The organism is Arthrobacter sp. NPDC093139, assembly GCF_044754165.1.
In the GTDB taxonomy this organism is placed as follows: Bacteria; Actinomycetota; Actinomycetes; order Actinomycetales; family Micrococcaceae; genus Arthrobacter.
Genome location: NZ_JBIVOO010000001.1, coordinates 554,766 through 580,973 on the forward strand (window position 1 = coordinate 554,766; position 26,208 = coordinate 580,973).

General features: G+C 67.5%; 21 protein-coding genes. 10 read left to right on the plus strand and 11 right to left on the minus strand.

Annotated elements, in window-relative coordinates:
* Nucleotides 1–126 precede the first annotated feature (126 nt).
* Nucleotides 127–2,103, plus strand: coding sequence for an amino acid transporter (locus ACIP90_RS02705; RefSeq protein WP_400576611.1), 1,977 nt, complete (start codon nt 127–129; stop codon nt 2,101–2,103).
* A gap of 36 nt (nt 2,104–2,139) precedes the next feature.
* Nucleotides 2,140–2,760, plus strand: coding sequence for an L-threonylcarbamoyladenylate synthase (locus ACIP90_RS02710; RefSeq protein ID WP_400576613.1), 621 nt, complete (start codon nt 2,140–2,142; stop codon nt 2,758–2,760).
* A gap of 5 nt (nt 2,761–2,765) precedes the next feature.
* Here the strand turns inward: ACIP90_RS02710 and ligD are convergent, their stop codons facing one another.
* Nucleotides 2,766–3,788 (minus strand): non-homologous end-joining DNA ligase, encoded by a 1,023-nt coding sequence (gene ligD / locus ACIP90_RS02715; RefSeq protein ID WP_400576615.1) that lies wholly within the window; start codon nt 3,786–3,788, stop codon nt 2,766–2,768.
* 201 nt (nt 3,789–3,989) lie between these two features.
* Between ligD and ACIP90_RS02720 the strand changes: the two genes are divergently transcribed.
* The gene (locus ACIP90_RS02720) at nt 3,990–5,930 is read left to right on the plus strand and encodes an alpha-amylase family protein (protein ID WP_400576618.1); all 1,941 of its coding nucleotides are present in this window, start codon (nt 3,990–3,992) and stop codon (nt 5,928–5,930) included.
* A 37-nt stretch (nt 5,931–5,967) separates the two neighbouring features.
* Nucleotides 5,968–6,633: an alpha/beta family hydrolase gene (locus ACIP90_RS02725; protein WP_400576620.1), complete on the plus strand. Its 666-nt coding sequence runs from the start codon at nt 5,968–5,970 to the stop codon at nt 6,631–6,633.
* A 1-nt stretch (nt 6,634) separates the two neighbouring features.
* Here ACIP90_RS02725 and ACIP90_RS02730 read toward each other — a convergent pair whose 3' ends face one another.
* The 4 genes from ACIP90_RS02730 to ACIP90_RS02745 form a co-directional block, all read right to left on the minus strand.
* Entirely contained in the window at nt 6,635–8,815 is a 2,181-nt protein-coding gene (locus ACIP90_RS02730) for an elongation factor G-like protein EF-G2 (protein ID WP_400576623.1), read from the minus strand.
* A gap of 143 nt (nt 8,816–8,958) precedes the next feature.
* Complete coding sequence (locus tag ACIP90_RS02735; RefSeq protein ID WP_400576625.1) at nt 8,959–9,108, minus strand: hypothetical protein; 150 nt, start codon at nt 9,106–9,108, stop codon at nt 8,959–8,961.
* A gap of 190 nt (nt 9,109–9,298) precedes the next feature.
* Nucleotides 9,299–12,019, minus strand: a complete 2,721-nt coding sequence (locus ACIP90_RS02740; protein WP_400576628.1) for an ATP-dependent RNA helicase — start codon at nt 12,017–12,019, stop codon at nt 9,299–9,301.
* A 78-nt stretch (nt 12,020–12,097) separates the two neighbouring features.
* The gene (locus ACIP90_RS02745; RefSeq protein ID WP_400576630.1) at nt 12,098–12,478 is read right to left on the minus strand and encodes a VOC family protein; all 381 of its coding nucleotides are present in this window, start codon (nt 12,476–12,478) and stop codon (nt 12,098–12,100) included.
* Nucleotides 12,479–12,674: 196 nt separating this feature from the next.
* On the opposite strand from ACIP90_RS02745, the gene ACIP90_RS02750 reads away from it, so the two are divergent.
* The 3 genes from ACIP90_RS02750 to ACIP90_RS02760 all read left to right on the plus strand — a co-directional run bounded on the left by ACIP90_RS02750 (nt 12,675) and on the right by ACIP90_RS02760 (nt 14,383).
* Entirely contained in the window at nt 12,675–12,806 is a 132-nt protein-coding gene (locus tag ACIP90_RS02750) for a hypothetical protein (RefSeq protein ID WP_400576632.1), read from the plus strand.
* A gap of 131 nt (nt 12,807–12,937) precedes the next feature.
* Nucleotides 12,938–13,522, plus strand: a complete 585-nt coding sequence (locus tag ACIP90_RS02755) for a hypothetical protein (RefSeq protein WP_400576634.1) — start codon at nt 12,938–12,940, stop codon at nt 13,520–13,522.
* 42 nt (nt 13,523–13,564) lie between these two features.
* Complete coding sequence (locus ACIP90_RS02760; RefSeq protein ID WP_400576636.1) at nt 13,565–14,383, plus strand: alpha/beta fold hydrolase; 819 nt, start codon at nt 13,565–13,567, stop codon at nt 14,381–14,383.
* 12 nt (nt 14,384–14,395) lie between these two features.
* Here the strand turns inward: ACIP90_RS02760 and ACIP90_RS02765 are convergent, their stop codons facing one another.
* A complete protein-coding gene (locus ACIP90_RS02765; protein ID WP_400576637.1) occupies nt 14,396–16,885 on the minus strand; it encodes a PEP/pyruvate-binding domain-containing protein in 2,490 nt (829 codons plus the stop codon).
* Nucleotides 16,886–17,017: 132 nt separating this feature from the next.
* Between ACIP90_RS02765 and ACIP90_RS02770 the strand changes: the two genes are divergently transcribed.
* The gene (locus ACIP90_RS02770) at nt 17,018–17,431 is read left to right on the plus strand and encodes an alpha/beta fold hydrolase (RefSeq protein ID WP_400576638.1); all 414 of its coding nucleotides are present in this window, start codon (nt 17,018–17,020) and stop codon (nt 17,429–17,431) included.
* Nucleotides 17,432–17,621: 190 nt separating this feature from the next.
* Here the strand turns inward: ACIP90_RS02770 and ACIP90_RS02775 are convergent, their stop codons facing one another.
* Together ACIP90_RS02775 and ACIP90_RS02780 are read right to left on the minus strand one after the other, a co-directional pair.
* Nucleotides 17,622–18,821: an amidohydrolase gene (locus ACIP90_RS02775; RefSeq protein WP_400576639.1), complete on the minus strand. Its 1,200-nt coding sequence runs from the start codon at nt 18,819–18,821 to the stop codon at nt 17,622–17,624.
* Nucleotides 18,818–20,239, minus strand: a complete 1,422-nt coding sequence (locus ACIP90_RS02780; protein ID WP_400576641.1) for an MFS transporter — start codon at nt 20,237–20,239, stop codon at nt 18,818–18,820. The genes ACIP90_RS02775 and ACIP90_RS02780 overlap by 4 nt, the downstream gene beginning before the upstream one ends.
* Before the next feature lie 128 nt (nt 20,240–20,367).
* Between ACIP90_RS02780 and ACIP90_RS02785 the strand changes: the two genes are divergently transcribed.
* The gene (locus ACIP90_RS02785) at nt 20,368–21,369 is read left to right on the plus strand and encodes an Lrp/AsnC family transcriptional regulator (RefSeq protein WP_400576643.1); all 1,002 of its coding nucleotides are present in this window, start codon (nt 20,368–20,370) and stop codon (nt 21,367–21,369) included.
* 18 nt (nt 21,370–21,387) lie between these two features.
* On the opposite strand, the gene ACIP90_RS02790 is transcribed toward ACIP90_RS02785, so the two are convergent.
* Nucleotides 21,388–21,735, minus strand: coding sequence for a hypothetical protein (locus ACIP90_RS02790; RefSeq protein ID WP_400576645.1), 348 nt, complete (start codon nt 21,733–21,735; stop codon nt 21,388–21,390).
* A 78-nt stretch (nt 21,736–21,813) separates the two neighbouring features.
* On the minus strand, nt 21,814–23,148 hold the full coding sequence (locus ACIP90_RS02795; RefSeq protein WP_400576648.1) for a phosphoribosyltransferase family protein: 1,335 nt from the start codon (nt 23,146–23,148) through the stop codon (nt 21,814–21,816).
* 135 nt (nt 23,149–23,283) lie between these two features.
* On the opposite strand from ACIP90_RS02795, the gene ACIP90_RS02800 reads away from it, so the two are divergent.
* Nucleotides 23,284–24,303, plus strand: coding sequence for a CapA family protein (locus tag ACIP90_RS02800; protein WP_400576649.1), 1,020 nt, complete (start codon nt 23,284–23,286; stop codon nt 24,301–24,303).
* A 16-nt stretch (nt 24,304–24,319) separates the two neighbouring features.
* Here the strand turns inward: ACIP90_RS02800 and ggt are convergent, their stop codons facing one another.
* Nucleotides 24,320–26,146 carry a gamma-glutamyltransferase gene (ggt, locus tag ACIP90_RS02805; protein ID WP_400576651.1) on the minus strand — a complete coding sequence of 609 codons (1,827 nt, stop codon included), beginning with the start codon at nt 26,144–26,146 and terminating at the stop codon, nt 24,320–24,322.
* Nucleotides 26,147–26,208: the final 62 nt, after the last annotated feature.

Here is a 26,208-nt window from a genome sequence, read left to right on the forward strand (position 1 = left end):
CTGTGCACTGCCTCACACGGGCGTTAAGGATCCGTCAAGATTCCTTACGTTAGGGGCCCGGCGTGCCCGGCCCGGTGCTACGTTCGGCTGTGCCCGTGGCGCCGTGCCGCGCGCTGAAAGGCCCCCATGACCACCATGAACCGACCCCCCGCAGACCCCTCGGCGCTGCTGCTCACCCGGAAGCCGTCGCTAAAGGACTGGCTCCTCCTGGGCGTTCAGGACGGCAAAGGGTCCTACGCGAGGCCCGGCGGCCGCGCACCTGCCCAGGAGCGCCGGCACCCATGGTGGCAGGTCATGTGCCTCACGGGCGTCGACTACTTTTCCACGCTCGGGTACCAGCCGGCGATAGCGGCGCTCGCGGCCGGGGTGATTTCTCCGCTCGCCACGCTGGTGCTGGTGGCTGTCACGCTGTTCGGGGCGCTGCCCGTGTACCGCCGCGTCGCCGCCGAAAGCCCGCGCGGTGAGGGTTCCATTGCCATGCTTGAGCGCCTGCTCCCGCGCTGGGGCGGCAAGCTGTTCGTCCTGGTGCTGCTCGGCTTCGCGGCCACGGACTTCATGATCACCATGACGCTTTCGGCGGCGGACGCCACGGCGCACCTGGTGGAAAATCCGTATGCCCCCGACTGGCTGCCCGGCCAGGAGGTGATGGTGACGCTGGTTCTGCTTGGCCTGCTGGCTGCCGTCTTCCTGCGCGGGTTCAAGGAGGCAATCGGCATTGCCGTCCTCCTGGTTGCCGTCTATCTGGGACTGAACGTCGTGGTGATGGTGCGGGCCGCCGTCGAAACACTGACGCACCCGGCGGCCGTTACCGACTGGTGGCAGACCCTGGTTACCTCCCACGGCAATCCATTGCTGGCCGTGGCGATCGCGCTGCTGGTGTTCCCCAAACTGGCGCTGGGGCTTTCCGGTTTTGAAACCGGCGTCGCCGTGATGCCGCAGGTGCGGGGCCACGCCAGCGACACGGAGGAGAACCCGGCGGGGCGCATCCGCGGCACGCGGCGGATGCTGACCGCGGCAGCCCTGATCATGAGCGCGTTCCTGATCAGCAGCAGCTTCATCACCGTGGTCCTGATTCCTGCCGCGGAGTTCGAGACGGGCGGGCAAGCCAACGGACGTGCCCTGGCATTCCTCGCGCACGAATACCTGGGATCTGGCTTCGGCACCGTTTACGACATCAGCGCCATCGCGATCCTCTGGTTCGCCGGCGCCTCGGCCATGGCGGGTCTGCTCAATCTGGTCCCGCGCTACCTTCCCCGCTACGGGATGGCCCCGGAATGGGCCAAGGCGGTGCGCCCCTTAGTGCTGGTTTTCGCCGCGACGGCGTTCCTGGTCACCATTCTTTTCGAGGCCGACGTCGACGCCCAGGGCGGCGCCTACGCCACCGGTGTCCTCGTTCTCATGACATCCGCCGCTGTCGCTGTGGCGCTGTCCGCCCGGCGCCGCGAGGAGCGCAAGCGGACTGCCGGGTTCGGGCTGATTGCCCTGGTGTTCACCTACACCACGGTCGCGAACATTGTCGAACGGCCAGAAGGCATCCGGATCGCCGGGCTTTTCATCCTCGGCATCATCGTCATCTCACTGTTGTCCAGGGTGGGACGGTCGTTTGAGCTGCACGCCACGCACGTGCGGCTGGACCGGACGGCCCTCGAATTCGTCGCGTCCGACGACAGCGGGCCCATCGGCATCATCGCCCACGAGCCGCTGCGGCAAAGTGCGGAGGCGTACCGGCAAAAGCTGACCTCGGCGATAGAGGTCAGCCACCTGCCCGTCCAGTACGAAGCCCTGTTCCTGGAAGTGTATGTGGGCGACTGCTCCGACTTCGAGACCGAACTGGAAGTGCGCGGCGTGGTCCGGCACGGGTACCGGGTCCTGGAGGTCCATGGCCCGGTGGTGCCGAACACCATCGCCTCGGTGCTCCTGCACATCCGCGACGTCACCGGGCTGATGCCGCACATCTACTTCCGCTGGACCGAGGGCAATCCTGTGGTGAACCTGCTGCGTTTCCTGTTCCTTGGCGAAGGGGAGATCGCGCCGGTCACCCGCGAGGTGCTGCGCGAAGCCGAACCTGATGTCACGCGGCGGCCGTGGGTGCACGTGGGCTGAGTGCGGGAACCGGCCCCGGGGCCGTAGGCTCTAGCCATGGCGAGATACTTTGATGTTCATCCCGAGGACCCCCAGCCGCGCGCGATCGCCCAGATCGTGGATCTCCTTCATTCCGGCGGCCTGATCGCGTACCCCACGGATTCCTGCTATGCCCTGGGCGCGCAGCTGGGCAATAAGGAGGCGCTGGACCGGATCCGCACCATCCGCCAGCTCGATAGCAAGCACCACTTCACGCTGGTCTGCAGGGACTTTGCCCAGCTGGGGCAGTTCGTGAACATCGGCAACGACGTATTCCGCAGCATCAAAGCCGTGACGCCCGGCAGCTACACGTTCATCCTGCCGGCCACCAAGGAGGTGCCGCGGCGGCTCCTGCACCCCAAGAAGAAGACCGTGGGCGTGCGCATCCCGCAGCACAGCTTCGTCCAGGCGCTGCTTGCCGAACTGGGCGAACCGTTGCTCTCGAGCACGCTGCTGTTGCCGGACGAGGAGGATCCGCTGACACAGGGCTGGGAAATCAAGGAGCGGCTCGACCACGTGGTGGACGCCGTCGTCGATTCCGGCGACTGCGGGGCAGAGCCGACGACGGTCATCGACTTCTCGAGCGGCGTCGCCGAGGTGGTGCGACGGGGAACCGGCGATCCGTCGCGGTTCGAATAGCGCGGCTACTCCTGCTTCTTGGCCCGGCTCGGCTGCACACGGGGCGGCTCCCCCGGCATCTTCGGGTAATCGGGCGGGAACGGCAGCTCACCCAGCCCGTCCTTGACGTCACGATCCCACCAGTCGAGCAGCGTGTCGACGGTCCCGGCGTTGGCGTTCATGTCCGCCCACGGATCACCCACGGTCTTCAGCCGATCAGGCACGGTGAGGATGGTGAAGTCCTTCGGATTCACGTTCTCCAGTTCGTCCCAGGTGATCGGACAGGACACCGGGGCGTGAGGCAGTGCGCGCGGGCTGTAGGCGCCGGCGATGGTGCGGTCGCGGTTGGCCTGGTTGAAGTCCAGGAAGACTCGCTTGCCGCGTTCTTCCTTCCACCAGTTCGTGGTGACCTTCTTCGGCATCCGGCGCTCGAGCTCCCGCGCGGCCGCGATGACGGCGTGGCGCACGTCCAGGAACTCCCGCGTCGGCTCGACGGGCGAGTAGACATGCAGCCCGCGGTTCCCGGACGTCTTGACGAAGGCGTCCAGCCCGGCCTCCGCCAGGACTTTCTTCAGCTCAAGGGCTGCGGGGATGGCGTCGTCGAAGTCGGTGCCGGGCTGGGGGTCAAGGTCGATGCGCAGCTGGTCGGGATTGTCCGAGTTCTCGGCGCGGGACGGCCAGGGGTGGAACACCACCGTGTTCATCTGCACCGCCCACACCGCTGCAGCCGGTTCGTCCAGGACCAGCTGCGGATGCGAGCGCGCGCTTGGATAGACCACCGTGACAGACCGGACGAAATCCGGCGTCCCCTTGGGCGGGTTCTTGGAGAAGAACTGCTCGCCGTCCACGTTGTCCGAAAAACGCTGGAGCGATACCGGCCGGTCACCGTTAGCGGCGATGAAGGCTCCACCAACGTCCACGATGTATCGGGCGAGGTCGAGTTTTGTCAGACCCAGCTCCGGCCAGAGGACGCGGCTGGGGCTCGAGATCCGCATGTCCCGCGGCCCATTGGGTCCGTCAACGGTGAGAATGGTGTGTTCGCTGGCCATGGGGACAACCTACCCCGGCCCGGACCACTGCGTCAGTATCTTCTGCGTCCCTGCGTTGCGCCCCCACCCGGCAAGCGCCAGCCGGCAGACCGGCCACAAGAAACACATGCCTGCGTATGGGCAGCGGGGAGTGCATCTGTAAGGATAAAACGGACCCGGCACCGCCCAGTGCCCAAAGAATCGTTGAAGGGGACAGTCTCCATGGTTGAATCCGCCCGTTTGGACCACGCATCAGCGCAGCAGGTGCTCAGCTCCGTTGCCGAGCAGGTGGACCTTCAGAAGGGAAGCAGGGACTGGGCAGACTTCGAGCGGCGCTTCGACCGTCATTTCCCCGACCTGTTCCGGCTGTTCCATTCCCTGTACGGCTCGCGGCCGGACTTCCAGGACCAGCTGGCATCGCTGGTGATCGAGACCGCCCGCTCCTGGAAGGAACGCCCCACCGACCTTAAGATCAAGGATGCCGAACGCGAGGGCAGCGGCGACTGGTTCCAGTCCAACCGCATGCTCGGCGGGGTCTGCTACGTGGACCGGTACGCCGCCGACCTTGACGGGATCCAGGCACGGATTCCCTACTTCAAGGAACTCGGCCTCACGTACCTGCACCTGATGCCGCTGTTCCTGGCCCCCGAGCCCTTCTCCGACGGCGGCTACGCCGTCTCCAGCTACCGGGAAGTCAACCCAAAACTCGGGACAATGGAACAGCTGCGCGGACTGGCCTCCCAGCTGCGCGCCAACGGCATCAGCCTGGTGGTGGACTTCATCTTCAACCACACCTCCAACGAACATGAGTGGGCCCGGAAAGCCGACGCCGGAGATCCGCGCTACAGCGATTACTACTGGATCTTTCCCGACCGCACCATGCCCGATGCCTTCGAGCAGAATGTGCGCGAAATCTTCCCCGAAGACCACCCCGGCTCCTTTGTTCCGCTGCCGGACGGCCGCTGGGTGTGGGCGACGTTCCACACCTACCAGTGGGACCTGAACTATTCCAACCCCGAGGTATTCCGCGCCATGGCCGGCGAGATGCTCTTCCTGGCCAACCAGGGCGTGGACATCCTGCGGATGGACGCCGTGGCGTTCATCTGGAAGCGGCTCGGCACGACTTGCGAAAACCTGCCGGAAGCCCACACCCTCCTGCAGGCCTTCAACGCGGTCTGCCGGCTCGCTGCCCCGTCGCTGCTCTTCAAGTCCGAAGCCATCGTCCATCCCGACGAAGTGGCCCTGTACATTGACCCTGCCGAATGCCAGCTCTCTTACAACCCGCTGCAGATGGCACTCATCTGGGAGGCGCTGGCCACCCGCGACGCCTCCCTGCTTTCCCAGGCCCTGGAGCGCCGCCACAACATTCCGGCGGGGACATCCTGGGTGAACTATGTACGCAGCCACGACGACATCGGCTGGACGTTTGCCGATGAGGACGCCGCCGAACTGGGCATCAACGGCTTCGACCACCGCCGCTTCCTGAACTCCTTCTACGTCAACCGCTTCCCCGGCAGCTTCGCCCGCGGCGTGCCGTTCCAGGACAATCCGCGCACGGGAGACTGCCGCATCTCCGGAACCACGGCCTCGCTGTGCGGGCTCGAGGACGGCTCGGCGGAGGCCATCCGCCGGATCCTGCTCGCCCATTCGGTGGCTTTCAGCACCGGCGGCATCCCGCTGCTGTACCTGGGCGACGAGGTAGGCCAGCTCAACGACTACGACTATGCGCTCGAAGCCGGCCACGAGGCGGACAGCCGCTGGGTGCACCGGCCCCAATTCCCCGCGGAACGCTACGCCAACCGCACAGATCCGTCCACTCCGGAGGGAGCCATTTTCGCTGGGCTGCGCAGGATGACGGCGGTACGCGCCGCGACGCCGGAATTGGCGGGGACGCGTCTGGTCCCGTTTGCCACCAACAATCCCGCCGTGCTGGGCTACCAGCGGCCCGGAGACGGGTCGCTCATCCTCGCTCTGGCCAACTTCAGCGACGGACCGGCGGTGCTTTCGGCCGAGACGCTCTCCGGATTCGAAGCAGTGGCCCGGGACCTGTTTTCCGATGACGATGTCCGGATCGACGAGGGCGTCGTCCTGCGCCCCCAGGACTACGTCTGGCTCAGGGTGGTGCCCGCCGGACAAGCAGGCGCCGGCGGCGCTGCCGGCTGAGCAGGCGCCGCACGCGGAGATCCGGCATCATGGACTCATGCCCCTTGCTGAATCCCCCGTCACCTTTGATGTCGGCGACGTCCAGGTCTCCGGCGTGTACGCCCGCCCGGACAACGCCTTTGCCACACTGGTGGTCGCACACGGGGCGGGCGCGGGCATGGAGCATCCGTTCCTGAGCGGCTTCACCCGTGCGCTGAACGACGACGGCGTGGCCACCTTGCGCTTCAACTTCCCCTACCGTGAGGCAGGCAGGAAGTTTCCCGACCGGCCGCCGGCCGCGATCGCCGCGTGGCGCGCCGCCATGGACGCGGCCCGGTCCCGGTCGGACGGCGAACCGCTGTGGGCGGCCGGCAAGTCCTTTGGCGGCCGCATGGCTTCCATGGCCGTCGCTGACGGCATGCCCGCGGCCGGGCTGGTGTATCTCGGCTACCCGCTGCACCCGCCGGGCAAGCCGGAGAAGCTGCGCGACGAGCACCTGTACGGCCTGGAACTGCCCATGCTGTTCCTGCAGGGCACGCGCGACACCTTCGCGACGGCGGAGCTGCTAGAGGGCGTGGTTTCCCGCGTCGGACCAAATGCCACGCTGCACTGGTGCGAGGGCGGCGACCACTCCTTTGCCGTGGCAGGGCACAAGCGCGGAGCCGCCGAGATCGGCGCCTCGCTTGCCGCGCCGGTGGCGGAGTTCCTGCGCGCCAATGCCTGAATCAGGCGTTGGCGGCAGCCGGTGCCACGTTGCCCGGCACTGGCTCGTGCCGCAGGTAGGTGCGGCGGAAGCGGCCGGTCCCGGCCGTCAGCGAACGTAACTGGACGGCGTATCGCAACAGTTCGCCGTCGGGCACCTCGGCAGTGATTTCAGTGCGCTCCCCGCCTGCCGACGTCGTTCCTGTCAGCCGCCCGCGGCGGGAGGACAGGTCGCTCATCACTGGCCCGACGTACTCGTCCGGGGTGCTGATGGTGACAGCTGAGACCGGCTCCAGCAGCTGGATCCGTCCGGCGGCCGCTGCCTCCCGCAAGGCCAGCGCGCCGGCGGCCTGGAACGCCGCGTCCGACGAGTCGACACTGTGCGCTTTGCCGCCCACCAGCGTCACCCGGATGTCCACCACCGGGAAGCCGGCGGACACTCCCTTTTGCATCTGTGACCGGACGCCTTTCTCGACTGAGGGGATGTACTGCCCGGGAACCACGCCGCCCACGGTCTTGTCGATGAATTCGAAACCCGCGCCGCGGTCCAGGGGCTCCACCTCGATATCGCAGATGGCGTACTGGCCGTGGCCTCCGGATTGCTTGACATGGCGTCCGTGGCCGGCGGCCGGTCCGGCGAATGTTTCCCGCAGCGGCGTCACCACCGGAACAGTCTGCAGTTTCACCCCCTGGTCGCGCAGCCTGTCCAGCACGACCTCGCCGTGCGCCTCTCCCATGCACCACAGGATCAGCTGGTGCGTTTCGGCATTGCGTTCCACCCGCAGCGTCGGGTCTCCCGCCGCCACTTTCCCGAGGCTCTTGGCGAGGGCGTCCTCGTCGCTACGCGTGGCAGCCTCCACGGCCAGCGGCATCAGGGGCTCGGGCATGTCCCAGGCCTCCACCAGCAGCGGGTGTTCCTTGGCCGAAATGGTGTCCCCTGTTTCGGCATTGGCGAGCTTGGCAATGGCGCAGATGTCACCGGCCATGCAGTACGGCACCGGCTTAAGGCTGGCTCCCACGGGCGAGTACAGGTGAGTGAGGCGTTCATCGCTGTCGTGGTCTTCATGCCCCCGCTCGGACAGCCCGCGGCCGCCGACATGCACGGCCGAATCCTCCCGCAGCGTGCCGGAGAAGACGCGGACCAGGCACACCCTGCCCAGGAACGGGTCGATGGTGGTGCGCACCACTTCACCGGCCAGCGGCCCCGCCGGGTCGCAGGCCAGCGGGCCTGCCGGTGCCCCGGAAAGATCGGTCACCGCGGGCAGCTCACGCTCCGCCGGTGAGGGGAACGCGCGGGTCAGCATGTCCAGCAGTTCGGCCAGTCCCAGTCCCGTAACCGCCGACGATGCGAGCACGGGGAAGAAGGACCCGCGGGCCACGGCGGTCTCCAGGTCCGCCACCAGGACGTCGACGTCGATATCCTCGCCACCGAGGTAGCGGTCCATCAGCGTCTCATCTTCGCTCTCGGAGATGATGCCCTCGATGAGTACTCCGCGTGCCGCCTCCGACTCCGAAAGCTCTTCGGCGCTGGCGTCGCGCCCGGTCGGGACGGGGTCGCCGTCTGCGTACTCTGCAACGGTTCCGGAGAGCAGTCCCAGCAAACCAGTGATCTCCGTGCCGGTGCGCACGGGAAGGTAGGCCGGCACCACCGAGTCACCGAAGGCCCGCTGGCAGGCGGCGAGGGTCGCTTCGAAATTTGCCCGCGGATGGTCGAGCCGGCTGATCACCACGGCCCGCGGCACGCCGAGCTGGTCGCACTCTGCCCACAGCGCTGTGGTGGCCGCATCGATGTCGTCCAGGGCGGACACGACGAACAGGGCCGCATCGGCTGCGCGCAGTCCGGCGCGCAGTTCACCGGTGAAGTCCCCGTAGCCCGGCGTGTCCAGAAGGTTCACCTTGATGCCGTCGTACACCAGCGGTGCCACCGAGAGCACCACGGAGCGCTGCTGATGGATTTCGGAGGGTTCCGCGTCGCTGACAGTGTTGCCGTCCTCGATCGATCCCATCCGGGATATGACGCCGGTGGCTGCGAGCAGTGCCTCAAGCAGCATCGTCTTACCCGCTCCCGAGTGGCCCACCAGCGCAATGTTGCGGACTTTCTCCGGCGCGTCGGCCTGCATCCCTGCGGACGCATCGGCCCGCCGAAGATCCGTACTGCCGCGGCCGGGGCCCTTGCCCCGGCCATTGGTGCCTTTCACGGACATGACCATCTCCCGGCGTCCTAGTGCTGAGCCGCCACGCGGCCTTGGTAAGTCGATTCGACACCCTGAGACGGCCGGACAGCAATAGGGAGAGGCGTGCCGTTGTGGAACCGGGGGCCACAGCGGGCCACCTGACCTGAGCAGCCCTAGGCGTCGTCGTGCCACCATCCTTCCCAGGCGCTGGACGTCAGCTGGCCGCTGGGAAATTCGCTGGCACTCCTGCCGGCATCTGCCTGGGGCTCGTCGTCATTGGGACGGAAATCGAGAAGGAAGCCGAGGTTACTCCAAAGCATCATCGTTGTGTCCTTTCATGGGGTACCAAGACCACGGTGTCTCAGTACGCATAAAGGTAGCCGGGCAATGTTTCACCGCTTCGACACAACGTTTCGGGTTTGTATCCGGGATCTATCCGGACCTCTCCGGCAGCCGTGCCACCGCCTCCGCCGCCATGGAAATCCGCCCCCATGGAAAAAGGGTGTCCGGGGGTTACATCCGGGCTTTTGTCCGGGCTGTGGCCGGGGCGGACCACGGGTCCTCCGGCCAGGGATGCTTCGGATAGCGGCCCCTCATCTCGGCACGGACCTGTACGTATGGTCCAGACCAGAATGATGCGAGGTCATCGGTCACCGCGAGCGGACGCCGCGCCGGCGACAACAGGTGGAACAGCACCGGAACTGCCCCGTCCACCAGCCGCGGCGTCTCGGCCCAGCCGAAGCATTCCTGGAGTTTGACCGCCACAATGGGCCGGCCGCCGTCGTCGCCGACGTCCGGGTACTCGATCCGCACGCGCGAACCGCTCGGCACGTCCAGGCCTTCCGGTGCCAGTTCGCCCAGCCGCGCTGCCTCCGGCCACGGCAGCAACCGCCGCAACGGGTCAGTCAGCTCGATCCTGTTGACCGGCGTCCCTCCGGCCATCGCCTCGAGCTCCGGAGCAAGCCATTCCTCCAGCCGGGACAGCAGTGCCGGCTCGGACACGTCCGGCCAGGGCGCACCGAGTTCCCGATGCAGCAGGGCGAGCCGGCGGCGCAAGGCCTCAGCCGCCGTCGACCATCCGATGGTTCCCAGCCCTTCCCGCTCCAGCGCCCGGGCCACGGCGGCCCGCCCCTCCACGGGCGTGGGCCGGACCGGGGTTGAGGAAAGGACTATCGCTCCGAGCCGGCGTTCCCTCCGGGCGGTGACCTTTCCCTGGCTGAACCCGGCTTCCACTGTCTCGCCCAGCAGGTTCCGGGCGGCGGCTTCGGCTGTGCCGGCCGTGAGCGGCGCCGCTGCGCGGATGACGGCGCCCGTCCCGGCGGCATCCCGCCCGCCAGCCCGCGATACCTCGGCGACGGCCAGCCACTCGTGCCCGGACAGCGGGCTGCCGGACGGCAGCCCGGCGCGGGTGCCGGAGGTCAGCAGGTAGCGCTCAGGCCCGGGTCCCGGAACGCGGCGCGCAACCCTGTCCGGAAACGCGAGGGCGACGACGAACCCCGTGGTTTCCGCTGACGTCATCGGTGTGGCGGGCCGGGACTGCGCGTTGCCGGCCTGCAGGCCGGCGGCCTCCTGGCGTGCGATGGCCTCCATGCGGCGGGTTTCCTCCGCCCAGCGGCCGGCGGCAGGGTCCTTGCCGCCGCGGAGGGAGCCCAGCAGGCGCGGAAGGTCTGCGCCCGGCGCACGCTGGTCTCCGGAAACGACGGCGACTGTCTCTGCCGCCGCGCGGGGACCCACGGTGGCGGCACCGTCCAGAAGGGCGCATGCCAGCCGCGGGTCGGCCGGAATCCTGGCGAGAATCTTGCCGAGCGGCGTCGCATGGCCATCGGGTTCCACCGCCCCAAGTTCCCGCAGCACTTCGACGGCGTCGTCCATGGCTGTCCGGGGCGGTGTGTCCGGCAGCGCCAGTCCCTGGCCGCCAGGCGAACCCCAACAGGCGAGGATCAAGGCGGCGCCGGTCAGGTCGGCCGCAGCGATCTCCGGCGTCGGATGGGCCGGGGCAGCCCCGAAGGTCTTTTGGTCATAGCAGCGGACCACTGTTCCGGGACCCTGGCGTGCCGCTCGTCCGGCCCGCTGCTCGGCGGACGCCCGAGAACAGGAAACGGTCACCAGCCCTGACATGCCGCGGCTGGCGTCGCGGCGGAGCTCCCTGGACAGGCCCGCATCGATGACCAGCCGGACTCCGGGGACGGTGAGGGAGGATTCTGCCAGTGCCGTGGACACGACAATCCGCGCGGGGCCTCCCGGAACACGCCCGGAGACGGCGCGGTCCTGCTCCGCCGGGCCGGCCTGGCCGTGCAGCTCCAGCACTTCGGCCTTGACCCTGCTCCGCAGGCGGGCTGCCACGTGGGACACCTCCCAGGCACCCGGCAGGAACACCAGGGCGTCGATGCCAGGGTCTGCCTGGACTGCGTGGGAGTGGGCGGCAGCCGCGGTGTCTGCCACATGGTCGAGGAAGGGGCGGGTCACGCCCCGGCTATCCAGGCGGGGCACCGCCGCGGGCGCCCAGTCCACCGTCAGGGGGTACAGCGCCGAAGGGCAGTCGACGACGGGAGCCGGCCCGCCGCCGTCGTGCTCCCCCGCCGGTGCCTGGCCGGCCGACGCCTGCTCCGCCGGTGCCTGGCCTGCCGGTGGCGATCCGAGCAGGGCAGCGAACCGCGGCGCATCCAGCGTGGCCGACATCGCGACCAGCGTGAGGTCGCCGCGCAGCAGGCGGACCTCGGCGAGCATGCCGAGCAGGAGATCGGTTTCCAGTCCGCGTTCATGGACCTCGTCGAGGATCACGGCACCGGTGCCCTCAAGCCCGGGATCCGCGAGGAGGCGGCGCATCAGGATGCCCGGCGTGACGAACTCGATCAGGGTCCCGGCGCCCGCCTGGCGCTCACCGCGGACCGTGTAACCGATGCGGTCCCCGAGCCGGGTGCCGTCGAGCGCGGCAAGGCGCCGCGCCGCCGAGCGGGCTGCGACGCGGCGGGGCTGGGTCACCACGGTGCGCGACACGGTGCCCCGAGCCTCCGGCGGCGATCCGCCGCAGAGAAGGTTGGCGACCAGCGGGGGAACCAAAGTGGTTTTTCCGGTGCCCGGCGGGGCCTGCACCACCGCGGTCCCTGCGGGGCTTTCCCTGCGCAGCGCGGCGGTGAGCTGACCCAGTGAGCCAGCAAAGACCAGGCCGGCACCGATGGCCTCCAGGTCGAAGGGACCAGGGGTGCCGGCGGGGTCCAGGGGAACGGTAGTCACCTGACCATTCTGCACGGATGAGGCAGCTGCGGACGGATCAGGCAGGTGGACGGTCAGGCAGCCGGGCCCGCCACAGCGCTACGGCATCTCGAAGAGGCTGAGAATGTTGCCCTCGGTGTCCAGGAACCAGGCAGCTTTACCGGCGCTGCTTGTGGCGATGCCGTTCTCGGTCTTCAGTCCCGGGAGATCATAGTCCTCAAAGACAACACCGCGGCTCCGCAGCTCCTCAACCTCGCCCTCGAGATTGTCGGTGGCCCAGCTCAACTGTGTGTTCTTCGCTGTTCCCGCATTGTCGGTGAGGTACAGCAAGAAGGACGTTCCGTTCCCGCAGCGGTAGACAAGGTTCTCCTCGTCCAAGGTATCCGAGGGTTCCAGGCCGAGGACGTCGCGATAGAAATTCCTGGCCCTGGAAATGTCCTTCGCGGGAAGGACGGCCATAACTTCACGTTCCTTAAGCATGATGAATTCTCCTTCTCACCAGGTCCCCGGGGAACTGCCCGATAGGCACGGCGACATACGGAGGCGTGCCGGAAGGTCCTGTGCGCACCATCGTAGGCTTCAGCGTCTGGGAGTCAATGACGAAAATGCAACCATGCCCCCTGCCGATCACGGGCGCTGGGCGCTAGTCCCGACTTTTGATTAGTTTCATCATCGGATGGGAAATGATGCCGTGCACGCCGGGCAGCTTCGTCATCTTTTGGGTCTGGAAGGGTTCGTACTCGTTGCCGTCCGCGACATCAACACTGACGATGCAGTCCGGCACGCCGTGACCGACATGGCCCTCTAATAATGTCGGAGGGCACGGGAGTCTCTCGCTTTGGGAAGAAGACGATCAAATCACCGGCGGCAGGGGGCAGGAAATCATGCCCAGGAGGATAATGACACCGGGGTCAACTGCCAGCGCTGAGAGGGGTCCGTATGTATGGGCTTCCGCGGATCACGGTGGAGGTTCCGGTAACGGCCATCGGACCCGGTCCCGCCGCCTATGAGGAGTTGGGCGGTTATGTGATCGGGCTGCGCAGGCAACAAGGCCTGCACCTCACCCTGCTGCACATCGGCATCCTGGCTGACCTCGCACAGGAGATCAACGAGTGGACCCGAGGGTTCACGAGCGCCGAAGCGGCAACGCGCAGGACGGTTGCGTGGCTGAAAGGGCTGCCCATACTGGATGGCTTTTCAGGTAGCGCCACACGGCTGATCGTCTTGGGCGGCGGCAATGTGTGCGGACTCGAAGTGGACGCGCCTCAAAGGGTGCGCGACTTTCAGGTGGTGCTCGTACAGGCGCTGCACGGGCTCCTGGAGGACCTCCTCGTGGACAACGTCGACGACTTCATTCTCAGCTCACGCGCACTCGGCTTCCGGTATCCGCGCTGGGTGCCGCATGTGGCCGTGGGCCGTCCAAAGTCGCGCACCGGCTACTGGGAGATCCAGCCGCTGACGATCGAGTTCGGCGAATCACGGATCAGGAACGCCCAGTACCTACCGGTTGTCGACGCCGGATAAGGCGCCCTTCCGCTGGAAAACACCGGCACCTAGGCTGGTGCTATGTCCAGGCTCAGCGTCAACGGCGTGGATCTCTACTACGAGGAACACGGTGCTGGAACCCCTCTCCTCGGTGTGCACGGGACGCCCAGTTCGGCGGAGCTGTGGGCGGACGCCGCCGAAGAACTGGGGCGGCACGGCCGGTGCATCATCTATGACCGCAGAGGATTCCACCGGAGTGCCCCGCCGGTACCGTTCGGCACCCTGGACCTGATCGACCACACCGACGACGCCGCCGGTGTGCTGGCCGCACTGCACGCGGGGCCGGCCGTCGTGATCGGGCGCAGCACCGGCGGCCTCATCGCGATCGAACTGGCGCGCCGGTTTCCCGACAAAGTCAAGGCGCTCGTTCTCCTGGAACCGGCCTTGTTCACCCTCGATCCGGACGCCGACGCCTGGGCACGCAGCCTCCGGCTCAGGGTGCTTGAGCAGTCCGCCGGGCAACCCAACCGGGCTGCGGAGGCGGTGATCCGGGAGGCGCTGGGCGACGCCGCCTGGGAGTCATTCCCGGAGAACCACAAGCAGATTTTGGCCGACACCGGGCCGGCCGTCCTCGCTGAGATCAAGGGCCACGGCATGGACCTCAGCGAGGACGCGCTGGAGCTCGACGAGGACGAACTGGCAGGGATCCGCCGCCCGACGCTCATCGTCACCGCCGAGGATTCGATCGAGCCCTGCCGGCTTGTAAACGCCAGACTGTCGGGCGCCCTGCCCTATACCCAGACCGTGCTTGTGGCCGGCGGCCATCTCATCAACCCGGCGCATCCTGCGGTCCTTGACTTTGTGGACCGGATCGCCGCCAGCGAAGACGCCTGGGCATAGAAGTCTCCGGCGTTACCGGGCATCCCAGTCGACCGGAAAGACCCGCCCGGTGGTCCCGTCCACTCTGACCAGGCCTCCGTTCCGCAGCACGCTCGTCCCGGAGCCGGTGCCCATCACGGCCGGTATGCCGTACTCCCGGGCCACGATGGCAGCGTGTGAACCGATGCCGCCAGCGTCCACCACCACCGCGACGGCCCGCTGGAACAGTGGAGTCCAGGACGGGTTGGTGTACGGGCACACGAGGACCTCGCCGCTGCGCAGCAACCCGAAATCGGCCGGTCCACGGATAATCCTTACCTCTCCCGTGGCCTGGCCCCGGCTGGCAGGCACACCGGAAACCAGCGCTCCGGGCGGCCGCCGGCCCGGCACGAACAGCACAGCCGGATCCAGCAGCGGAATCCCGTCCAGCTCACGGCGCTTCGCCGCCCTGTCCAGCACCAGCCGGCGGTACCGGTCCCGCTCCGAAGCCGCGAGGGTACCGGCGTCGGCGATTGCCGACAGCTCTTCATACCGCAGGTGGTGGATCTCCTCCGGATTCGCCAGCACACCGGCCGCACAAAGCCTGCGGCCGAGCTCAAGCAGGGCCCGCCGCAGCGGCGGCAGAACCATGGTGGCGTAGAAGTGGCTGTCCTCGCGGAAGGCCATGCCTGCCTTCGCGGCGTCCACGACGGACAGAAGATGACGGCGCACCGGCCTGAAGCGAAGGGCAGGATGCCCCAACAGCTCCGCCAGGGCCGCTCCGGTCTGATCCGCAGCGGCCCGCCGCTCCCCCAGCATCGAGGTGATCAACCCTAGGACCACCTCGGGTGCATCGGACCAGGTCGGGGCGCTACTCAGCACCACACTGACCGTTTCGCGGTGTCCGTACTCGGCAAGAAACGCCTCGAATGCGGCGTGGAACTCCCTGAATTCCTCCTGATCCTCCAGCTGTTCCAGCAGCTCAGTCGGCGGCTGCCCTGTGAAGGCGCGTGCCAGGTTCGGGCTGGAGCGCACCCGTTCGGCCAGGGCCTCAAGAGCCCGGTTCGCTTGGCTCGTGCGGGTTTCGGCGCCGGCGATGAGGGCGGAGGCAAGACGCGGCTTCCCCAGAAGCAGCAGCATCAGGCGAAGTTTGAGCAATGGAACAAACACCCCGGGCAGGTAGGATTTTCTGAGCTCAGTGATCCCCCGCATCGCGTCAAAAGAACCGTCGGCGAGCGCTATGACTTCGCGCCAGGGCAGCGATTGCGGGTCCTCGTCATTAAGCCTCCGGACGCTCTCCAGGAATGCGGCGAACCTTCGGTCCTCCGTCCACCGGGCCGGATCGAACTGCCGTGCCCGGCGTGCCACCAGGAGCGGAGCCCCGAGGGTGCGCAGGGTGGGCCGCGGCACTGGCGGCACCAGCTGGACCACCACACCGTCCTCTTCCGGAAGGATCTGCTCCACCGAGGGGAAGACGACACCGACGCTGCCGGCCATGCCATGGAGCATCGCCAGAATCCCGCGCTGCATCCAGCCCGATACGTCCAGGGGATACGGCCGTTCCTGGAACATCTCAACAAAGAACGGTCCCACCAGCCGCTGGAAGCGGCTGAGCCGCAGAGGCTGCGGCGGAAGGGCGGTCATCGGCCTGGCCTGGAGCAGATAGAGGTGGCCCCCGGCGATGGCCCATTCCATGTCCTGGGGCCTGCCAAAATGGTCCTGCACCCGGCGCGCCAGCTGCGCCAGCTCTGTCAGCTGCCGCCCGTTGAGGGCAGGGCCGGCGCTGTCGGGGCCGGCGCTCTCCTGCGTCCCGCCGGCGGCAGCAGCCCGGATGGCAACTTCCCGGCTGCCTGGGGTGAATGCTCGGACCCGGCCGCTGCCGTCCAGAACGTAGTGGTCCGGTGTGACGCGTCCCGAAACCACCGCCTCGCCGAGTCCCGGGCTCGCGTCGACGACGATCTCGCCACGCTCGCCGGTCACCGGATTGGCGCTGAACATGACACCGGCGGTGTCCGCAGGCACCATCTTTTGGATCACGACGGCGATCGTCGCCTCGCGCGGCTCGATGCCCTCCCGCTCCCGGTAAGCAATGGCGCGTTCTGTCCACAGGGACGCCCAGCAGTCGGTGACCGCGGCGAGTACCGCTTCCTCGCCGATCACGTTCAGGAACGTGTCATGCTGTCCGGCGAAGGCTGCACCGGCCTGGTCCTCGGCGGTGGCACTGGAGCGGACCGCCACCGGACCGGCGCCCAAGGAGGCGTACGCCGCAGCGATGTCCGCCCGGATCCGCTCCGGCACGGCGATGTTGGCAAACAAGTCCCGGATCCGGGATCCGTCGGATCCGGATTCCAGCAGCTGCTTCAACCTTCGGCCCAGTCCGGTTTCCGCCAGCACCGCCTCGTAGGCGGAGGTAGGGAGGACGACGCCGGGCGGCACGGGGAAACCGTGGCGCACTAGTTCGCCGAGACTGGCTCCTTTGCCGCCAGCCTGCGGCACGTCTTCCGCACCGAAGTCGGCGAGCGCGCCGGTTATCTTCTCAGTCATCTGCTGCTCCTGGCCAGCGCGAGGGTTTCCTGATGGGGAGAACTGCTTACAGGCTACGCTTCGTCGCCCTGGAGGATGGCGGCGCCCTAGCCGCGATGGCTATGTGACGGGCGCTACAAATAGGCTTTGACGATGAGCTACAACGCTGAAGCGGTGCTGCACGACGGGACCAGCGTTCCCATCGCTGTGAGCGGTTCGGGCCGGGCGCTCCTCATCCCCACGAGGGCGGAGCCCCGTCCCGAGCCAGAGGCAGAGACGATGCGCGCGTGGGGCGCGGACCCGGACCTCGGGCCGAACCTCGTCACGCCGCTCTCCCGGTCGTACCGGGTCATCGCGGCGGATTACGAAGGGCACCGGATGGCGCACCCGGCCCCGGACACCCTTACGCCGGAGAACATCACCGCGGATTTCCTTGCCATCGCTGATGCGGCAGAGGCCGACACGTTCGGGTACTACGGATACTCATGGCTTGCGCTGTCAGATCGACTACGGCCCCCTCTGGGGAGACGTGCAGGTGCGGATCCGCGCGCCCCTCGCGGCGCATGAACACGAGCTGACCGCGGCAGGGTGGGACGTGCGGGTCCTTCCCGGTCTTGACCATCTGGGCGCCATGAACAGCGCCGTGGTCGTTCCCCTCATCACGGCCTGGCTCGAAAGTGCGGCGCAAAGAGGAACCTGAATCCGCCACATGGGAGCGGGCCTGGCCCCCGCGTGGCGGCCGGGGCAGCCCGTTCCATCAACCAGGGCTCCTGCCAAGCAGGCGTGCCCGCTGCCGGGGATCGGTTGCCGCCGCAGCAGCGGCCGCCGCCAGACCGAACGCGCCGTCCAACACGGCCCTGTCGGCAGATGCGGAGGACCCGTAGGCGGCAAACTCCGCCGTGTGATGGGCTGCGCCGCCCACGTCGTAGCCGAGCAGCGGGTGGATGCTGGGCACCAGCTGCGAGACGTTGCCCATGTCCGTGGAAGCCACCCGATCCTCGTTGAAGTCGACAGTCCTCCCCCGCGTGGCCATTGCCTGGCGGTACGCCTCGGAGAGGAAACTGTCCTGCCTTAGCTCGGCATATGCGTTGCCGGTAGGGGTGACCTTGACCGTGGCGCCGCTGGCGAGGGCTCCGGCCTCAAGGCAGCAGCGCACACGGTCCTCGATCACCCGCAGCGTCGCCAGGTTGGGCGAGCGCATCTCCACGCTGGCCCGGGCCCGCTCCGGGATGACGTTGACGGCGCTTCCGCCTTCGGTGACGATCAGCGACACAATGGATTCGCACGGAAGCTGCTGCCGGGCCAGGGCAATCGCGGTTTGAGCGACCACAAGCGCGTCCAGTGCATTGATTCCCGCAGCCGGTGCCGCCGCTGCGTGGGACGGTCGCCCCTCGTACAGCACATCCCACATGCACATGGCCAAGGAGGAACCGCCGATGACGTCCTCGGCGGCGGCGTGGGCCATCATTGCCAGACACACGTCATCGAAGAAGCCCTCCTTGATGAGGTCCGCTTTGCCGCCGGTGCTCTCCTCGGCTGGAGTGCCAAGCACCTTGACGGTGATGCCGAGATCATCCGCCACGGCGGCTAATGCGAGCGCCGCCCCCACGGCACTGGCGGCGTTCACGTTGTGTCCGCAGGCATGTCCAATGGCCGGCAACGCGTCGTATTCGACGCAGAGGGCCACCACGAGTTCTCCGCTTCCATACCGGGCACTGAAGGCAGTCGGGAGCGTTGGCTGGGCGCCGTCCACGCTGAAGCCGCCGGCGCGCAGCAGGGTGCTGGCCCGTTTGGCGGCTCGAAATTCCTGGCCGCTGAGTTCCGGATCGGCGTGGATCGCATGGCTCAGGCGCAGAATTCCAGGCTGCCAGCGTCCCACCGCGGAGGAGATGTGGCCCCATATCCCGGCCTCGTCAGCAGGGGCAGGGCCCGCCTGCATCCGCGTTGCCGCTTTCATGCCGCCACCTCCGCGGCCTGCCGCTTCGGATAGCGTGCAGAAGCTGCTGCCGCAACCAGGGCAGCTACTGCAAGCGCTCCCCAGATGGAGATGAGGCCGCCTTCAGTGATGCGCCCGGACGAGGCCGACGACGATGAGAGGAGCTTGACGACGGCGGCACCCACCGCGATGCCGACCGAGAGGGCCAATTCGTTGAGTCCGGCCGCCGTCGAGGTCTCCTCCAGGGGAACACCTTCAACGGACAGCGAGCGCGTCCCGGCCTGGTAGATGCCCAGGCTGAGGTTGAACATGGCAAAACCAACACAGTACCCGGCCAGGGAGGCGTGCGCTGTGATCATCACCGCGAAACCTCCCGCCAGCAGCAGGCCCGCGAAGACCAGCGTGGCACGCTCCCCGAACCCCCTGAGCGCCCGTGCTGTCAACAGCGAAGACGCGAGTGAAAGTACGGATGCGGCGGCGAGGACAACGGCGATCATGAGCGGGCTGAGGGCAAACCCGTAGCCGGCCTTGTCGGGGTTGGCATGCAGGAAGATGCCGTTGGTGCCGAAGTAGCTGATGGACGCGAAGCCGAAAAAGAAGGTGGCCAGCGAAACGGCGCGGATACGCGGGTTAGCCAGCATGCGCAAGTCCACGAACCTCTTTCCGCGCTCGGGGCCGCCGGCGTCGATCACGGCCCAGACGACCAGCAGCGCCAGGCCCAGCAGTCCCGATCCGAGTGTCCGCGCGTCGAGCCAGCCCCAGTCCGGCCCCATCGAAAGGGCCACGACGAAGCCGATCAGCCCGAGTGAACACGCCATCAGGGGCACCAGGGCGAGTCCCTCGCGGGTGGGTGTTCCGGCGTCGGGCAGCAGGAAGGAGGACACGAGGGCCGCGACGGCGAACGGAACGGCCACCCAGAAACCGAGGGTGGGGCTGCTGACGCCCACGATCCCCGCCAGCAGCCCGCCTGCGCCGACCATGATCATCAGCATGCCGATCATCACGCTGACGCCGGTGCGCGTGTGGGCGGGGCTGCTGACGCGCAGGATTCCCATCATGAGCGGGATGAAACCCACGACGCACGTGAGCAGCACGACGCCCACGGTCACCGACCACAGGGACGGCCAGAGTGCCATCATGAGCACGCCCGCAGCCACGGCGGCAGTCGATGAGCGGAGCACCAACCGGTAGCCGTAGCTGTCCCCGAGCCGGGAGATGATGGGAGTGAGCACAGCAAAACTGACATTGGCAACAAGGAAGATGCCGTTGATCGTTGGATCATCTATCGAAAAGACAGGTCCGAGGGCGGGCAGGATGGGATTCAGGTATCCCTGGGTGACGCCGCTGAGTGATTCGATCACGGCCATGGCAATGATCATCCCGGTGATCGTCCTGCGGGTGACGGCCGCCGTCTCGGGCGGGGCTGTTTTGCTTGACATACGCTTCCTTGGGATTCGGGCCGCTCGGGCCAGGGGTGAGGCGAGTCACAACGTTAGCCTCGGCCCCATCGCTGCTTGGGATATTGATTAAAATCCCCTTTGCATCGCTCAGTCTGAAAGAATCAGCCATGATCGCCGAACTGGATCTCGAAATCGTGAATGCCCTGCAGATCAATCCGAGGGCCGACTGGTCCCGCGTGGGCGACGTCCTGGGCCTGTCGGGGCCCACCATCGCCCGCCGCTGGCACGCGCTGGCGGAGCAGGGACTCGCCTGGATCACGCCGTCTCCCGGGCCGCGCTACCTCAGTGCCGGCTGGTCCGCATTTATCCACTTGTCCTCGGTGCCGGGCCAGCACGAAGCCCTCATCCATCGTCTCTGTGCCGAGCCCGCTTTCGGGACGGTGTCCCTGGTCTCGGGACCCCACGACCTGTTCGTGGACTGCTTCGCCTCAAGCCATGAGGAACTCATGGCGATTGTCACGGGCTCTTTCGCGGACCTGCCGGGGGTAACGCGCAGGGAGGTCGTTTTCGTCACGCAGCTCTACCGGCAGGCCTCGGAGTGGCGCAGCGGCACCCTGGAACCAGCGAGGGCAAGGCTCATGGCGAAGGAGTCTGCACCACCACCGCCTGCCTACGCCCCGGACCGGCTGGACGCCTCCCTGCTGGAGGAGCTGGCCCGCGACGGGCGGGCCAGCTGGGCAGAGCTGGGCTCAGCCTCCGGCGTTTCGCCGCAGACTGCACGACGGCGGGTGGAGCGGTTTCTGGCGTCCGGCTACATGACGATGAGGTGCGATACGTCCGTCGCCGTCCAGCAGGGCCTGCGGGAGGTGAGCCTGAACCTCAACGTTCCCGCGGCCGATGTTGACTCCATCGGCCGCTACTTCGCCGCCCTGCCCAGTTGCCGCTTGAGTGCCCAGGTTCTGGGTGCCCAGAACCTGGTAGTGACGCTATGGGTCCACGACTATCTGGAGGTCCAGGGTCACGAGCGGGAGCTGGCATCCCGGGCACCGGGAAGCACGGTAATCTCGCGGCAGGCAGTGGTGCGCACCTACAAGCGGCTCGGCCACCTGCTGGATGGGTCAGGGCGCAGCCGGGGCGTGGTCCCCTTGCCCCTGTGGCGGGAGGCCTAGCCCGTCTCTAGACCCGAGTCACACCTGGGATTTAATCACACGGGCGGCGCCGGCGGAGGCGTGGGCCGGGTGAAGTGTCTCGTCGTACTTCTCGTCGTACTTCTCGTCCCGCGGTTCGTCGTACGGGAAACCACCCGGCAATGACCCCTCGGCCAGGCCCCGCAGGACCAGGTGGCGCAGGGGTGGGTGGCGCAGGGGTGGGTGGCCATCCGCCTGGACAGCAGGCACAACAGCAGGGACGGCCGGGACTGGATGCGTCACCCTGGCGTTGGCCATCTGGTCCACGCCGGAGGCTCCCGCCGCGCCCAACATAGCCACCGCAAGAGCTGCAAGAGCGGGAACAATGCTCGTTCTCCAGAACCTCACGGACCCATCATGGCTGCGTCACTTGAGAAGCGAACCGGAGCTCCCTTGGGAAACACTGTGAAGGTCTCTCGCGGAGACCTACGTGTCCGGTACGTCCTGTTCCCGCCGAAGGTGCTGCACAAACCAGTCCCTGGCCAGGGCTCCCGCCTGCTCCAGCGTTCCGGGTTCCTCGAAGAGGTGGGTGGCCCCCTGGACGAGCTCCAGCCGGTTGGGGCAGCGCAACCGCTCTTGAGCCTGGCGGTTGAGCTCGAGTACCTGGTGGTCTGCGCTGCCGACAATCAGGAGGGTCGGGGCGAGGACACGGGCAAGCCACGGGCCGGCCAGGTCCGGACGGCCTCCCCTTGAGACGACTGCGCCGATCTGCTCCCCCTGTTCGCCAGCCGCCCACAATGCGGCACCTGCGCCTGTGCTCGCGCCGAAGTATCCCACCCTGCAAGGGGCCGTGACCGGCCGGCCGGCGAGCCAGGCCGTTGCCGCGGTTAGCCTGCGCGCCAGCAGCTCGATGTTGAACACGTTGGCGCGATCGAGCTCCTCCGCGGGGGTGAGCAGGTCCAGCAGCAAGGTGCCCAGCCCGGCCTGCTGGAGAATCGAGGCGACGAAGCGGTTTCGCGGACTGTGACGGCCGCTGCCGCTTCCGTGGGCGAACACCACCACTCCGGCCGCCGCCCGGGGAAGGTTCACGTGCCCTTGGAGCCGCACCCCGTCGGAGTCGATCTGCACGTCCTCGTCGAGCTGGTCGAGTGCAGGGCCACTGCGGGCTGCCGCTGCTCTCTGCGCACGCTCGGCAGCTGCATCGAGCAGCCATGCCACTTCGTCGTCGCTCGTCGGGGAGAAGTCACGGTAGTGGTCGCTGACAGCCGTGAGTTGTCGGGGCGTGGCGAGGCACACCACCTCGTCCGCCTCCGGCAACTTACGAAGGACGTCGGGAGAGGCAACAGGAACGGCCAGAATCACTCTCGCGGCCCCCAGTTTCCGTGCGATGCTGCAGGCAACGCGGGCAGTTGACCCGGTAGCGATGCCGTCATCGACGATCACGGCAGTGCGGCCGTTCAGGTCCAATGGGGCCCTGCCGGCCCGGAACCGCGCCACGCGGTCATCCAGCAGACGCCGCTCCCGTTGTTCGACAGCCCGCAGGTCTCCCTGTTTGACCCTTGCGAGCGAGAGGACGCGTTTGTCCAGGGCGGCTGCCCCTTCTTCCCCGATGGCTCCCATGGCGAGTTCGGGTTGAAACGGTACTCCCAGCTTGCGCACGACTATCACCTCGAGGGGCGCGTCGAGTGCCGCCGCAACTTCGAAGGCCACCGGAACTCCGCCGCGGGGCACACCCAGAACGACGGCGTCCCCTCCACGCAGGTACTCCAACCGCTCCCCCAGCTGCCGCCCTGCATCGGACCTGTCCGCGAAAATTACCATCTGCTGCTCCTGTTCCAACTATCCCTCACGAATCCGGGCCCCGCGAGGCCCTGATGGGCAGGGAGCCCATCACTGGCACCACGCCAACGGGCGGTGCATCCTGATAGCAAAGGCCTGGCACGTTGGAGGTGGAGCATGCAGATCGCGCTCCTGGGGGACGTCATGCTGGGCCGGCTCGTCAACGACCGGCTGACGGTGGCCGATCCCGCGTTTCCCTGGGGCGATATCCTGCCCATCCTGAGACAGGCCGACATCAGGTTCGCCAACCTTGAATGCGTGCTGGCGGACGACGGAACACCTGTACCCGGCAAAGTGTTCCACTTCCGCTCGGACGTCAAAAATGTGGAGTGCCTGAAGTCCGCGGGGATCGATGTGGTGGCGTTGGCCAACAACCACGTGCTGGACTTCGGAGTTGAGGCGCTGCGGGAGATGTTCGCGGCGCTCGATCAGCACGGGATCCTGCGGGCGGGGGCAGGGCCCGACCTGGACGCGGCCCGGCGACCTGCGGTCCGGCGGGTGGGTCCACATGCGGTCGGCTTCGTCGCCTTCACTGACAACCAGCCGGACTGGGAGGCCACCGGCCGTACTCCGGGCATCCACTACGTCCCCGTGGATGACCCTGGGGACCGCCGGGCCACAGAATTGCTGGACCTGGTCCGGCGGACGAAGGCCCGTGTCCAGTTGCTGATCGTTTCCGCGCATTGGGGCGCCAACTGGGGATCCGAAGTCCCGACCGAGCATCAGAGTCTGGGACGGGCCTTGATAGAGGCTGGCGCCGACGTCGTGTTCGGGCATTCCGCCCACATTTTCCGCGGCGTCGAAATCTACAGGAACAGGCCCGTTGTCTACAGTGCCGGCGACTTTGTGGATGACTACGCCGTGGACCCGGATGAACGCAACGACCAGTCATTCATCTTCCTCCTGCACACCATGGGCAGCGTGCCCCACATGTTGCGGCTGCATCCGACGGAAATCACCCGACTGCACACCGGACGTGCCCGACGGAGCGCGCGGAAAATCGCGGACCGGATGCAGCGGCTGAGCGCACAGCTCGGCACGCCCAGCTGGTGGATCGAGGACGACGACGTCCTGGAGATTCCGATCGGCGCAGGCCCGGCGCCCGGTGCAGAAGAGCCGGGCAGCCAGGGCCCCTGACGCCTGTTGTCCGGCCTCACCTCAACGGATTGACCACCATGGCCGAGCCGCCCCCGCGCCTCGCGGGCTCTGCCGCGGCGACCATCTTCCCGTCGGCCTTGAATTCGATCGCGGTGGCCGCACCGATCTCCGCCGCCGAGGTGAACGCGTCACCCGCCGGCGTCAGCTGATGGCCGTACGGCGCGAGCCGTTTTTCATAGGCCCTGATGAAGTCCGGCTCGGCGGTGACGTTGGCTGTGTTCCGTTGCGCGGCCCGTGGTGCGGCGATCGCCTCGGAGATGCTCATGCCCCGGTCCACGCGGTTCATGATCGTTTGCAGGACGGTGGTGATGATGGTCGACCCGCCCGGTGATCCGAGCGCGAGGAAGGGATCCCCGTCCTTGAGGATGATGGTCGGGGACATCGAGGAGCGCGGGCGCTTCCCCGGTTCGATCCGGTTCGGATCCTTGGGGTCGTACACGGTCGAGAAGTCGGTCAGCTCATTATTCAGCAGGAAGCCCCGGCCGGGGACCACGATGCCGGAACCGCCGGTCTGCTCGATGGTGAGCGTGTACTCGACCACGTTCCCCCACTTGTCCGCGACTGTCAGATTGGTCGTCGAAATATTCTCGGTGTCCTTCTCGTCGGCGGGGGCCGCGGCGGCAGCCGGGCACACGCCGTCGTAATTGGACACGTCACCGGGCGCGACGGGCTTCACGGCCGCGCGCTTCGGGTCGATCCGGCATGACCGCTCCTTGCCGAACAGCTGGTCTGTCAGGGCGGCCGTGGGAACGTCGACGAACGCGGGATCGCCCAGGTACTTGCCGCGGTCCGCGAACGCGAGGGCGCTGGCCTCGAGGTAGTGGTGCAGGGCGTCCGGCGTTGACATCTCGGAAAGGTTGAACGTGTCCAGGATGTTCAGCGACTCGCCCACCGTAGTGCCCCCGCTGCTGGACGGTGCCATGCCGTAGACGTCCAGCCCGCGGTACTCCACGTGCGTGGGCGCCTGGTCCAGGGCCCTGTAGGCGGCGAGATCCGCCGTCGTCATGTGTCCTGTCGGGACGGGCAGTGTCGTGGTGGCAGTCTTGGGCGGCGCCTTGACTGTGGCCACGATCTCTTCAGCGAGCGGGCCGTGGTAGAAAGCGCGGGTGCCCCTGTCCGCGAGGAGCCGGTACGTCTTGGCAAGGTCGGGGCTCTTAAAGATGCTTCCGACGGCGGGGGCGTCACCGCCCGGGAGGAAGAGTTTGCTCGTGGACGTGAACGCCGCAAACCGGACCTTGTTATCGAGGGTCTGCTGGCGGAACGTTTCATCGACCAGGAAGCCTCGGTCCGCCACCTCAATGGCAGGCTCGAGGGCATCGTCAAGGTCCAACGTGCCCCATCGCTTGAGGGCGCGCTCCCACGTGGCGGGGGTGCCGGGCACGCCTACGGAGACTCCACTCGTGACGAGATCGGGTGTGAACTTGTAGGGCTCACCGGTCTTCGGGTCGATGAACGCGTCGGTCGGCATTGCGGCCGGTGCGGTCTCGCGGCCGTCGATCGTGCCGACCTTGCCGGTCTTGGCGTTGTAGAACAGGAAGTAGCCACCGCCGCCGATCCCGGCACTGTACGGCTCGGTCACGCCCAAGGTGGCGGCGGCGGCGACAGCGGCGTCCGCGGCGTTGCCGCCATCGCCGAGGACCTCGATCGCTGCAGCGGACGCCTCCGGGTCCACGGTGCTCACTGCCCCGCCGTATCCGGTGGCGGTCGCGGTCTTTTTAGTCACCGGCGGATCGGCGAACGCGGGGCTGATGACGGCTCCGCTGGTCACACTCATAGCCACGGCCGCCGTAACGGCAGCCAGGCGACGTCTCACATTAGGCATGGTCGCTCCCGGGTTTGGGGTGGTGCGGGTTGACGGTATTGCCACGCTACTCCGCCGCGGTA